This window comes from Trichocoleus sp. AS-A1 (genome assembly GCF_039962015.1).
GTDB lineage: Bacteria > Cyanobacteriota > Cyanobacteriia > Cyanobacteriales > FACHB-T130 > FACHB-T130.
Genome location: NZ_JAMPKG010000031.1, coordinates 16,984 through 29,664, shown reverse-complemented (window position 1 = coordinate 29,664; position 12,681 = coordinate 16,984). Strand labels below are relative to the sequence as shown.

Genomic DNA, 12,681 nt, shown 5'->3' with positions numbered 1-12,681 from the left:
ATTTTTAATTTTTAATTCTTTCTAAAATTGATAGTTAACGCTGAAATAAAATCCCCGATCTTGGGCATTTTCGCCACGGTCTTCAATATCAACCAGTGGAATGCCATAGTCTAGTCGTATATTTAGCTTGGGCAGAGGTTGCCAGATTAGCCCTAAGCCAGCACCTGCTAAAAATCTCTCATCCTGTAACGTGGCATCGTTGGGATTATCAGACACATTCCACACCCAACCCACATCCACAAAAGGAGCAAACTGCAATGTGGCGGCACCGGCTTCATCTCGCTGAACGGTAATGCGATCTTCAATTGAAAGTCGCACTCCATTGTCACCAGCACGCACATTTTGTCGGTAGCCGCGCAACGATTGACCGCCGCCAATTACAAACTGTTGGGAGGGTAATAAGCCACTGGTTGATAGCTGAATATCTCCTTGCACAATTAAGAAATTATTGTTATTCAGGACTTGAACTCGCTGCACTTGGCCCAGCCAGCTTAAGAACCGACCATCGGGTATGGGGTCGGGATTGATGGTGGCATCCAATAAGCCAGTGCCAAGACTAAAAAGCGATCGCAATGCCCAAGCACCCTTAACATCCCGACGCAGATAGTCTTGCCCAAATTTAATCACGCTGGTGCGGCTCCGACCTTCTTCGTCGGGGCCAAAACCAAACGGGGTTGGCCCTGCAAAAGTAAAAGTCTGACCATTCTGGTGAGTAAAGCCTAAAGAAAGGGCAAATTCTTCACGCGGTGAGCGGATTAACGGCTGTCGATAACTAATTTCATAAAGCTGTGATTCTCCCCGAATGTCGAAAACTTCAAAAGGGGCTTGGGTGACTCTATTTCGGTTGGGAGCATATCTCAGTTGCAAGGTGCCGTTCATGGGGTTGAGCGGCACCCGATAGTTTAAGTCAAGAACATCAGCGCCGCCTGTGGTCGTATGGTAATAGGAGCCAAAAATTTCATCTCCAATGCCGGTGATGTTGCGATAACCCAGATTGACGCCCAATCGTTCTGAACCAACGCTGGGAGGTGAGTAGTTATCGACGCCGAAGCTGCCATAAAAGGGGTTGGCTTCGGTAACGCGAACGACGAGAATACTTTGACCCACCCCGCTCCCAGAGCGGAGGCTGGCTTCTACATTTTTAAATAGGGGATCGACGCGCAATAGCCTTAATTGATCTTCTAGCTTGCCCGTATTGAGCGGTTTGCCAGCCCCCAAACGCACGCGCGATCGGACGTAATTTGAATTCAACCGGCGCGTTCCTTCTACCCTAATCTCTTCTAGGCTGCCTTCAATGACGCGAATCTGGACGACACCATCCGTAATGGCTTGGTCTACCAGGATGGCTCTTGAGGTGATGAAGCCTTGATTGAGGTACAACTGGGTAATCGCATCGGCAACGTTTCTGAGTTCTTCTAGGGTGACAGTCCGCCCCTCTACAGTTTGAGTAATCGAGTTCAACTGTTCTGCCCCAAAGATGGTGCTGCCAGTGACTTGAATCTTTTTCACCTCAAGCGTGGCTGAGGACGGTGCAGAATCGGGTGCTGGTGTCGGCGGCGTCAGTACGGGCGACGGTGACTCTTCCGGCAGAGGTTCTGGGAGGGGTGCAGGCTGCGGAAAGCGATCGCGGTTAGGATCGGATTGGGGTTGCAGGGGTTGATTTAGCTGTGGTTGGTTCTGCGGTGAAGCAGGTAGAGTCTGCGCTTGCAGCCGCCTATTTTCAGACCTCTCTGGCTCAGGCTGAACAACTCCCACGCGCTTTTGCTGTATGCCCTTTGACGGGGCAACTGAACGCCTAGCGGGTTCTTTTTTTGCTCTCTCGTCGCTGGAAAACGCTTTCATCGTTTCCATTTCGCGATGAAAATTCAATCCATTCAGATCGGGCGTTGCCGGTAGTGTTTTGGCATTAGCACCGCTGGCAGAGACACAAGCGATCGCACCCTCAATTAACACTCCACACCAAAACCATTGAAATTTTGAACGCATGGTAGCTGTGTTCTCCACGGGTTGAATTGTCTAAAAACTTCAATTAATACAATTTTTTTGTATCCAATCCGTATTTTCTTTACTTAATTCAACTTTTTTCCTTTTCTCTCTCCAAAAGTAACATTCTCGCTTTTAGGAGCGAGAATGTTACTTTTGCAAGCAAACGAGCGGCATGATTTTGCGGTTTTCACCAAAATTGCATCTATCTGAAGACTCAATTTTATGTTTTCATTATGCCATCATCTGTCAATGGCGTCGCCTCTTTGCTAGTTACATTGTGCCTTCGGAAGGCGAGCTAATTTGCTCACGAACAAGATCGGTTTGCTACCACACTCAAACGCCCAATCAATGACTTTTGCACCTGATTGCACGCGCACTCTCATTTCAGACTGGATTCGCGATCCCCAAGACAAACGGATCGATATCACCTGCGGCACTATTATTCAGCCAGGGAACGTATTTTTCCGACAGCTTTACCCAGTTTGGGCTAAACCAGGACGAAATTGCTAATTTTCTCCCCCAGCCTGCTATCCAGAATATCCTGCTGAGAGTACGAGGTAATAATGGCGAGAGGGTAAAAGTGTGATGCGTCCCTCTATAGGATTTGAGATTTTGAATTGCCGATTTTGGATGGTACAAGTCTTGCCAGTAGCCACTTTCAGCAATCTATTTTAGGCGATATTAAGGTAAAAGGTTATAGTACCATTTCACAAAAGATGGTACATCAGAGACACCAATCCCTGCAAAGAGAGTGCATCCCTCTCGTGCATCCACGCTACTATGCGATCGCTAGAAAAAAGGGCTGCGAGAATTAAAGTACAGCCCCAATAAAGTGAATTGATATAAGCCGGGACACTTGTGGAGTTTAGATATCCAGCCTTCAGCTTTATCCTGTCCTCTAGCCGTTCATTTCGTATTTACAGAAAATTGCAGTGCTAAGTGGTAGGGGCATAGGCTTTTTCCCTGCCCCATTGCCTGCTGAGTCTTCAAGGATGAGAAATTAAGTATATTTTCATCCTTAAAGTGAGGGAGCAGTTCATTCAAAACTATTGATTTTCTCTCAATCGCTGAAAGGGTGTCGTTTGGCTAGCAGATGTCGTCATACTGGGAAGCAAAGGCTCTTTGGCAATGTTGTCCAGTCCAACTGCCTTCAAGAGTTGTTCCCACTCAGCAGAATAAGCGGAATTGTTCGGATTGGAGCGGCGCAGTTCTGCCAGAGTAGTTAAGGCATCAAACCACATCCCCGCCTCTGCATAAACATCTGGGCGCTTATTCGGTGTAGCCACCCTCAACTGATTATCAAGCTGCGCGGTTTGTGGAACCCGCTGAATCGAACCTTGTACAAAAACATCAAGCGATCGCTGTTCGGAATCGCAAACCATCGACAAGATCCATTGATAATTCTTACCCACTTCCAAGGGTGGTAATCCAGCATAAGTTGGAAGACTGATGCTGACAATACCCCCCTTCCCCGTAGTCATGAAGGTTGTTGTATAAATCTCTCGATCGTTTTTTTCATCCTTCAGTACGAACTCTAGTGCCAGTGGCGAGGCTTGGGCGGGCACTGGAGGGACGTAGAATGAAAAGCTCGGATATGCTGCTACTGTAAGCCCAATATTATTGGCAGGGATCAGCGCGGTGAGCGGCTTGCCTGCCACTGGACAACTTCCAGGACTGCGAGTTCCGCCCCCTTCTCTGCGCCCTGGTGCCCCAACGGTTTTAGGTGGATTATATCCAGCAACTATCCACCGATCGGGCATTCCTTGGGCGAGTAGTGTTGGTGGTGTCCCTATCAGAGTTGAGAAACCCGTGAGCAGTGCCACTTCCATAGAGATAGCTAAGGCTCGTTTTAACCTAGGGGACTTCATCCAGTCCATAGCAGAACTGCTCCAAAGAATTTTGAGTTTTGAATAGATAGGTGCGGTTCAACCAACAAGATTTGATTGTCCCGCCCTAGATTGACTGACTACCCAACCCGTAAATCGTTTTCTTCACGATCCGAACTCGGCTTTCTGCCTTCATCAAGTCGCATTTTGGGGTTGAAAACTCTGAACGAGTGGGTCAAATATTCCTAATTTTTAGCAGATATAACAACCTAAAGACTGGTTGTTTTAGTTTGAGCCAGTTGTTCTTCGACTAGCTGCGCTCTGAACTAGAGGTTCGCTCGCAACCTTGTTCAGTTCAACTGACAGTAACAGCTTTTTCAAGTCAGATGCCAGAGTAGAATCATTAGGATTCAACCGGCGTAGCTCCAGCAGGGTAGCGAGTGTCTCATGCCAAAGGCGAGCTTGTGCATAGAGACCAACGCGCTCTTGTAAAGTGGCTCGCTGGATTTGTCTGACCAAGGCTGAATCGGGTGCGATGCGCTTGATCGCACCCCCGACGACAATATCTTTCTCCCGGTCGTTAGCATCACAAATCACCGAGACGTCCCAATGATATTCCTTGTCCTGCGCCAAGGGTGGTAAATTGGCGGATGGAGGAAGGTTGAGGCTGTAAATGCCAGGTTTTCCTGCGATTGCAAAATTTGCTTTGTAGACTTCTCGGTCGCTTGCATCTCTCAGCACAAATTCCGCTGACCGAGCCGACGTTGTAGACATATACCATGAGAAGGTTGGATACTCTGCAACCGTTAACCCAACATCCAAGGGTCTTAAGGCAGTGAGACCTTGCGTGCAAATGGTGGGATAGCGGGTTGCACCTTGTTCTCTGCCATCAGGGGTGCCTCGCTCTGGCGGCTTGAAGTTTAAAGTATCGGGTAGTAGGCTGCGGCTGAGTGAGGCAGGCTGTGCCTGTGCCTGGGAAGGCACGTTCAGAACCAGTCCGAGCGTTAAGGAAACAGCCAGTGTTGTAATCTGTGAGTAGCGTTTCATCCAAATCATGCTAGAACTGTTTTCTGTTGACACTCCCCAGAACTTAAGCTGTGGGATTTTTACTTCAACGAGTCTACTTAAAAAATTGAAATTGGGTTGAATTTTGCCGAGGGTTTCTCCTTTAGGGAGCGTATCGCAATCGACCCCTAATTTTTGCGGCACTGTAGTTTCTTGTGTAGACCTCATGAATCCGGTCTCTTTCAATTTCCAAACCTTTTCAAGCGGAGTGCCTGAAGATTTTGCCCATCCAGACAGTTGTGGATGGCTCTGCACTCTTACGCTTTTCAAGGTTCTGTTTAACAACCAATCGCTAGATTGATATCGCTTTGGAGCAGCAAGCTCGTCCGATCGCGTGTCCATAATTATATATCAAACTCATGTACGGAAAATTTGTTTTTCTATTCGGACATCGAGTCATGAAGTCTGCCCTTCTGCAAGAATCCCCAGAGGGGGCATCTAAAGGCAATGGGTCGGCTCAATCCTTAGTTGGGTCATTAATTAAAGAAGTCCTAACCGTTGTTAGAGTTCCCGGCTGACACAGACAAATAAGATCGTACTCAAGTTCGTATAAAGCAGTTGTCTTGGTTGCATTTTTGGTAACTTGGGCTAAGACTAGGGTCAAACCAATTTGAGAGTGGCGATCGCTATTCTAGATTGACTAAATCCTCATAATCCCAAATCCCAACTTTCAAACCCCTCTGCCTCCCTGGGTATCCACTTCTACATAAACTTCACTGAGATTTGAGATGATTCCTGATTCAGCGGCTCTACCACTCAAAGAAAATCCTTGGCATCGGACAATTAGACCGATTGCAGCTGCTGCCATACATGGCATTGCTTCTCAGAAAGATACACTTATCGCCATTGACGCCACTAACGGGTATCTGCTGCAAATCGATCCGAAGAGTGACAACACTACTATACTCAATGCCAATCATCTGCCAGATTTTCTGGGCGTGACTGGGTTAGCTCTTTGGGAAGATACTCTCTGGTGTACCCAGGAAAATGGTGTTTTCTTTTGTCCAAACGCCATTAATGGCATCTCTACCACTGATTTGACGCCTCAGTCTTTTGTCACATTGCCCTACCCAGCCAATGGGGTTGCTGTTTGGGAATCAACTGTTTACGTGACTTCCCAGAAGGCGGGATATATTCTTGTTCTTAGTCGTGAGACAGGTCAAGAAATTACCCGATTTTATGCCCCTGGAGTAGGGGTAGAAAATATCACAGTCAAGGGTGAGGAACTCTGGGTTTCCGATAGCATTGAGCAAACAGTTTACTGCCTTGACCGAGCTACGGGTGAGATCAAATTCAGCGTACTGACGCCTTTTGAATGCCCGACAGGGTTAGCTTTTTACACAGATCCTCAAACGGGGAAAGATATTCTCTACGTAGCTTATGCAGGTGAGGAGCCTTACCTGCGCGATAACCCGAACGCCGACCCGAATTACGAATTACAGTACCGCGATCGCACGTTTATTCACCCGTTGTATTTTTACTACAACGAGGCTGAACGCTACGCTCTCTCGAATGGTTATCTGATGGAAATTTCCTACGTCGAGGAACTTTCCCCCCTCGACGAGGTGGATTTAGAAAATGTGGAGTGGCGAATTGCTCTACCCTCGGAGACTCATCGGCAGAAGATCAGAAAAATTGAAGCCGTCGGATTGCCTTTCACGGAAGAAATTCAAGACGGACAGCGGGTGGCTGTATTTAAATTTAACAGTCTCAAAACCGGCGATCGCCATATATTTGGCTGGAAAGCCCTGATAGAAGTCTGGAGCATCAAATATCGCCTGACGCCCAGAGATGCCGAAAAACTTCCCGACCTCCCGCCTGAGTTACGCAGCAAATATCTGACGGATGATGATGATTTGGCAATGGACACCGATATCATCCTCAAGGCCGCCAAGGAAGCGATTGGCAGCGAAACGAATATGCTGCGGAAAATTTTCAAAATTCGCAACTATGTCTATGACCGTCTTTCCTACGGGATTAAGCCCTACATTGACCCGCCAGATGTCGCCTTAGAAAGGGGTGTTGGTTCCTGCGGTGAGTACCTGGGGGTTTTACTTGCCCTGGCGCGGCTGAATGGCATTGCCTGCCGCACGGTAGGTCGCTACAAGTGCCCTCCCCATCCTGAATTGATGAATTTGCCCCTGCAACCTGATTTTAATCATGTCTGGATGGAGTTCTACCTGCCTGGATTTGGTTGGTTGCCGATGGAATCCAATCCGGATGATGTGGTCGAAAAAGGCCCCTATCCATCGCGGTTTTTCATGGGTTTAGCTTGGTATCACGCTGAAATGGGCAAAGGTATCACCTTTGAAAGCTTGATGAGTCATGGGGAAAGAGTCAATAAGCAGTCCGTTTCTATTGGAGAATTATCTCTAAATCATGTGAGATTTACGATTTTGGAGGAACTAGCACCGTCCTCATAAGGGTGAATAAAGTCAGAAGGGTGGGCACTGTCCACCCTTTTTTACTGGGTACTCATTGCTAATTGTCCGCTATTCCCTAGGAGGTCGCTGCTTAAACTGTCACAAACTGTTCTCCGTTTTTACCAAAAAGCAGCAGTTTAAGGAAAATGGCATCTATCGCCTATTAAAGTAATTGGCAATCGCTAAGCGATCGCTAATTTAAGACTTTCGGAGTATGTCAATTTTTTATGTGTCACAAAATTTAAAAAAAATCCGGATTGCTCTTCGATACTAAATTTGTCCTGTAAGTATCAATTTTTATCAAAAATATAAGCTTTTGAATATCAGAATGCTGTTACAAAGATACTAAATAGAAGGTTGAATAGGTACTTAATAATCAAGGTCAAAGCAATAAGGAAGAACTGAATCTATGAATAATTCTAGCATTAAAGAGCGGTCGGTCGATCTAGCTGGAAATCAATATCCCCAGCCGCATTATTTACAAACGCGATCGCGCATTAATTATCTGATTGAGCGCTATCTATCGTTGGAGATTCTCCAGCAGAACCTGTCAGACTTACCGAGACAGTTTAAAAATCCTCATCAGCGCCGCTGGGAAACGATTGATTGGCAAGCAATTACTTCTAATCAAATTATCGGTGTTGCTCCCGAATTATTTATTGCAACAGTTGCAAATGCGGTAGAGATTGAAACGCCGATTCGCGCTTATGCGATGGAAAGCTGGAATTATTTGCAGGCAGCCCACTTTCCAATGGCGCGATTTGTGGGCGGTACCTTTGCAGTGGATGGCTCGGTGTTAGAAGTCGGAATACGGGAGAAAGAAGAACGGCAACACCGTCCTACTTTTAGCAAAATTTATCAACAATTAACGGGTGAAAAAATCCAAGCCTATCCGAACTCAGTAAAAGGCTATGAATCGAGGGGAAATCTGCGAGAAGATGTTTATAAACACGCGATCGCCCGGATCGCAACTGAGTGGGGAGCAACGTCTGTATATCTCTGGTTAATGGCTCATTCGACGGGGGCATTGCAACAAGCGATCGCGCAACCCATGCAAGACGAAATCAATCACCTAGCAAAGTTCTGGGGGATTAGCCGTTGGGCGTTTGGAGATTTCTATCTCACCCGCTTGCAGGGCACCACTAAAAATTTAATGGGTCTTCTCAAACATCACCAGGGCGAACGCCCGAAAGGCAACGATGTCTTGCAAATTGGCTATGCCTTGTACGCAGTGGAATTAGTTTTCACATTTGCCCGACTCATGGTGCAGCTGCGTCACTGGAACCAAACTCTGACGCCTGATTATCTCGAAGAGTTGTTTGGGCTGCCACCACAACAATTAGCTGCTAGCTGATAGCTGTTAGCTGATAGTCTGGACTGAGTAGGGGGGCGCTGTCCACTCTACTCATTTGATTATTTGAATAGCTGAAGATGAATGTAATTCCAGCGATTGATTTGCTAGAAGGTCGGTGCGTACGGTTATATCAGGGAGACTACGCGCGATCGCAAGTTTTTGATAACAACCCCGCTAATATTGCTAAACAGTGGGTAGAACAGGGGGCAACCCGGTTGCATATCGTAGACCTCGACGGTGCTAAGGCGGGTCAACTGGTCAACCGGCAGGCAATCGAGGCGATTTTACAGGCAGTGCCGGGAGAAATCCAAGTAGGGGGCGGCTTGCGCGACAAAAGCTCAGTCTCTCAGCTGCTAAACATGGGTGTGAAGCAGGTAATCTTGGGAACCATAGCCGTAGAACAACCCCAGTTGGTCGAAGAACTTTGCCAGGAATTTCCAGGGCAAATTATCGTAGGAATTGACGCCCGGAATGGACAGGTTGCCACAAGAGGCTGGTTAGAAACGTCTGAAGTTGCGGCAATCGACTTGGCTAAGCAAATGCAACAATTAGGGGTTGCTGCCATTATCTACACCGATATTCATCGAGATGGCACGCTTTCTGGCCCTAATTTAGAGGCATTAAGAGAACTCGCCAACGCTATTTCCATCCCCATTATTGCCTCTGGCGGTGTTAGTTCGATTACTGACTTGTTGAGTTTACTAACACTCGAACCTTTGGGAGTTAGCGGTGTGATTGTGGGTCGTGCCCTCTATACAGGTGATGTTTCGCTCAAAGCAGCCCTGCAAGCGATAGGGTCGGGACGTATTCAAGATGTCCCGCCAGATTTGGGCTTTTCCACTTTTGCTTGACACTTCAACGAGCTAAAGACGCGCAACTGCGCGTCTCTACATTTCCTTCTTTTTATCCCCAAAACTAGAGGTTTAGTTAATTAGCCTATAATAAGCCCGGAGGTTGGGTTGAGGCACGAAAACTAACATCTAGTAAGTTTAGCGAGTAATTGGGTGAATCATAGTGAAACCCAACCAACAAATTACTTTTTCTGTTTAAGCTTTTTATGCTTAAGTAAGTGCCATTCGCTAATTTTTACACTCCTTCCGGCTGGGGAAGATTTACGGGCAGCTCGATACAGAATTCCGTTCCTTCTCCCGGTGCCGACTGACACTTCAAGACGCCGCCGTGTTTTTCTACAACAACCTGGTAGCTGATTGACAACCCCAAGCCAGTACCTTGACCGACTGGTTTGGTAGTAAAGAAAGGGTCAAATATATGTTGCTGCACTTCAGATGGAATGCCAGGGCCATTATCAGTAATCTGAATGACCACCTTATTGTCATTTGCCAGTTCGGTGCGAATCCGGATAGTAGGAATGTCAGTTGTTTTTCTACTGGCAACTGACCATTCACCATTAATGATTGACTCTTCTACGGCATCAATCGCATTACTCAGAATATTCATAAATACCTGATTGATTTGCCCAGCATAACAATCGACACGAGGCAGGTTGTCATACTCTTTAACTATCTGGATCTCGGTGCGTCCTGCTTTCGGCTTCAAGCGATGTTGTAACAAAAGTAAAGTGTTATCGATTCCATTGTGGAGATCGAAAGGCTCCCTTGCCGCTTTATCTAGCCGAGAGAAATTCCTCAAACTCAACACAATTTGGCGAATGCGTTCAGCTCCCACTTGCATTGAATTCATCAGTTTTGGAAGGTCTTCACTGAGGAAATCTATGTCCAGTGCTTCTGCTGCTTCTTGAATGGCAGGTGTTGGTTGTGGATATTCCTGCTGGTAGAGGTGAACGAGGTGCAGCAGGTCTTGAGTATACTCCGTCGCGTAGGGAAGATTACCGTAGATAAAAGAAACCGGGTTGTTAATTTCGTGAGCAACACCAGCGACTAACTGCCCCAAACTGGACATTTTTTCTGTTTGTACCAGTTGACTTTGAGTTTGTTGCAGTTCGTATAAGGCTTGTTCTAACTGAGCTGCTTTGTCTCTCAGTTGCGCTTCCGATTGAATTAAAGCTGTCTCAGCCAGTTTGCGATCGGTAATGTCACGAGAGTTCACAACAATGCGAACCCCTGGTGCATCCATAACCAGATTGCTGTGGGTTGCTTCGATATAACGCCACGAGCCATCTTTGTGCTGAAATCGGAACTCAATGGATAAAGCAGTTGTTGAATTTTCGAGGACGCCTTGAAAATCGTTTTTGACTAAAGAAACATCCTCTGGGTGAACAAGGTCAAAGGTATTTTTGCCAATTAATTCTTTTTGCTTGTATCCTAAAATGCCCTCAATGGCAGGACTTGCGTATTTGATGGTGCCATCGGCTTCCAAGATTGTGATCAAATTGGAGCTGTTTTGCAGTAGCGATCGCCATTTCCCTTCGTTTTGCGCCCACACCACTGCTTCCCTCTTGCGTTCCTCTTCTACACCGATCGCCGCAGCCATAATCCCGATCAGCTTCTTGTCAGATTCTGTGGGAACAAACTGGTTCTGATAGACCACGCAAAGAGAGCCGATATATTCACCCGCGCATCTAACTGCTTGTCCAACGTAGGTTTGCAGTTGGTAAGGAATGACCCAAGGATCTCTGTGTGCGTAGGGGGTGTTGGGTAAATCCTGAACGACATAGGGCTGGTTGCTTCCCTGCTGAATCACGTCATAACAGAGATGTCCGTCCGGATCGCCTACATTTAGGAACTCCGACGGCGTCTGCCATTGACCCCAAGACCACAGTAAGCCTTGATGCAGTCGATTGTAGACTGCCCAAGCACCGCCTAGTAATTCCCCTGCGGATGCCGTGATGCGGTTAATATTCTCATCCGGGTCGGAACCAAGACCCGAAAAACATTCATTGATTTTTGAAAATTGTTCGCTTGCCTTGTGGTTGGTGATTTCACTCAGCGTGCAGACGACTTGCTCGACGCAACCATCTGGATCTAACTGCGGTTCGGTGTTAACAGATATCCAAATGCGATCGCGCTTTGTCGGTCTATAAACCCCTAGCACCAGGTTTCGCAGCGATTGTCGGGTCGAAAGCAGCAACAATGCTTGCTTTGCCCGGACTGGTGCCGTGTGGAGTTTCATCTGAAATGGCGTTCCATTCTCCTGGATGACGTGCCAAGCGGGATCGAGCGGCGTTTGATCCAGCATCTGGTCTGCTGTTAAATCCAGCAAGTCCAGTGTCGCCTGATTCGTAAAGCGTATTTCTCCCTGCGCTCCCATCACCAAGACGCCAACTGCTAGTTCGCTCAGAAGTGCCTGAGGGAGGGTATCCATCCTGGGCGCTGATTGGGCAGCGCCTTGCTGATTCGCTTGTAAACTTCGCATAGCTTTCAATCAAGGCACTGGCTGAGTACCTGGAGTTTTTATTATGGCAATCTTTGTTAACTCGTTCAGCCGTTGGACTGGATACACCCTTTTGTCTCTACTCTGGTATAGCCTTTCTAGCTGTGGAGCTGCATACACCCTGAGTCGTAACTTTCAGACTATTTTATTTAAGTCTTTGAAGCCACCAGATTAACAAGTTTGTCTACAAATAGATAGATGCTTATTTTTTCTAAAAGTTACACTCTAATCACTGTAGCTAAGGGTTTTGAGTTTGTATTGGTATCAGTTTTAACAAGTAATGAGAATTTCTGGCCTAAAAGGAGTTATTTCCCTAAAACTCGGTTAAAAAATCGAATAGGATATTTAGATTTCTGTATATATTTTTAAATATTTAAATAATACTTGTCTTTTCTTAATGTCCAAAAAGCTAAATTGTTGCTAGTTGTTCTCTGGAATTAACCACAAGGACTATTCCTAAGGATTAATCGGTTATTCGCCAGTCAGTATTCGTTATTTTTTACACGCAAACATACTGAAAGTTTTGACCTAATCAAAAATTAAAGTAAAAGGAAAAAGCAGTTTTTATACCTATTTTTTGAATTGCAAAAGACAGCTTAATGATAAATGTTCGTCTAATTGCAAAAAAAACGATGGGGCAGTGCTTCGGGTACTGCCCCATCGATTGATTCTGTAG

At 46.4% G+C, this 12,681-nt stretch carries 9 protein-coding genes; 5 read left to right on the top strand and 4 right to left on the bottom strand.

Going from position 1 to position 12,681, the window contains the following annotated elements:
* Nucleotides 1–21: 21 nt before the first annotated feature.
* Nucleotides 22–1,986: a ShlB/FhaC/HecB family hemolysin secretion/activation protein gene (locus NC994_RS20860; protein ID WP_242030362.1), complete on the bottom strand. Its 1,965-nt coding sequence runs from the start codon at nucleotides 1,984–1,986 to the stop codon at nucleotides 22–24.
* A gap of 348 nt (nucleotides 1,987–2,334) precedes the next feature.
* On the opposite strand from NC994_RS20860, the gene NC994_RS20855 reads away from it, so the two are divergent.
* Nucleotides 2,335–2,496, top strand: coding sequence for a hypothetical protein (locus NC994_RS20855; RefSeq protein WP_190432207.1), 162 nt, complete (start codon nucleotides 2,335–2,337; stop codon nucleotides 2,494–2,496).
* A gap of 536 nt (nucleotides 2,497–3,032) precedes the next feature.
* Here the strand turns inward: NC994_RS20855 and NC994_RS20850 are convergent.
* Together NC994_RS20850 and NC994_RS20845 are read right to left on the bottom strand one after the other, a co-directional pair.
* Nucleotides 3,033–3,863 (bottom strand): DUF928 domain-containing protein, encoded by an 831-nt coding sequence (locus tag NC994_RS20850; protein ID WP_190432206.1) that lies wholly within the window; start codon nucleotides 3,861–3,863, stop codon nucleotides 3,033–3,035.
* A 234-nt stretch (nucleotides 3,864–4,097) separates the two neighbouring features.
* A complete protein-coding gene (locus NC994_RS20845; RefSeq protein WP_190413274.1) occupies nucleotides 4,098–5,045 on the bottom strand; it encodes a DUF928 domain-containing protein in 948 nt (315 codons plus the stop codon).
* Nucleotides 5,046–5,605: 560 nt separating this feature from the next.
* Here NC994_RS20845 and NC994_RS20840 point away from each other — a divergent pair.
* The 3 genes from NC994_RS20840 (at nucleotide 5,606) to hisA (ending at nucleotide 9,505) form a co-directional block, all read left to right on the top strand.
* Nucleotides 5,606–7,300 carry a transglutaminase domain-containing protein gene (locus NC994_RS20840; protein WP_190432203.1) on the top strand — a complete coding sequence of 565 codons (1,695 nt, stop codon included), beginning with the start codon at nucleotides 5,606–5,608 and terminating at the stop codon, nucleotides 7,298–7,300.
* A gap of 409 nt (nucleotides 7,301–7,709) precedes the next feature.
* Nucleotides 7,710–8,654: a hypothetical protein gene (locus NC994_RS20835; RefSeq protein ID WP_190432202.1), complete on the top strand. Its 945-nt coding sequence runs from the start codon at nucleotides 7,710–7,712 to the stop codon at nucleotides 8,652–8,654.
* A 77-nt stretch (nucleotides 8,655–8,731) separates the two neighbouring features.
* Nucleotides 8,732–9,505 (top strand): 1-(5-phosphoribosyl)-5-[(5-phosphoribosylamino)methylideneamino]imidazole-4-carboxamide isomerase, encoded by a 774-nt coding sequence (gene hisA / locus NC994_RS20830; protein WP_190432201.1) that lies wholly within the window; start codon nucleotides 8,732–8,734, stop codon nucleotides 9,503–9,505.
* A 235-nt stretch (nucleotides 9,506–9,740) separates the two neighbouring features.
* On the opposite strand, the gene NC994_RS20825 is transcribed toward hisA, so the two are convergent.
* Entirely contained in the window at nucleotides 9,741–11,987 is a 2,247-nt protein-coding gene (locus NC994_RS20825; protein WP_190432199.1) for a PAS domain S-box protein, read from the bottom strand.
* A 43-nt stretch (nucleotides 11,988–12,030) separates the two neighbouring features.
* Between NC994_RS20825 and NC994_RS20820 the strand changes: the two genes are divergently transcribed.
* On the top strand, nucleotides 12,031–12,180 hold the full coding sequence (locus NC994_RS20820; protein ID WP_190413262.1) for a hypothetical protein: 150 nt from the start codon (nucleotides 12,031–12,033) through the stop codon (nucleotides 12,178–12,180).
* Nucleotides 12,181–12,681: the final 501 nt, after the last annotated feature.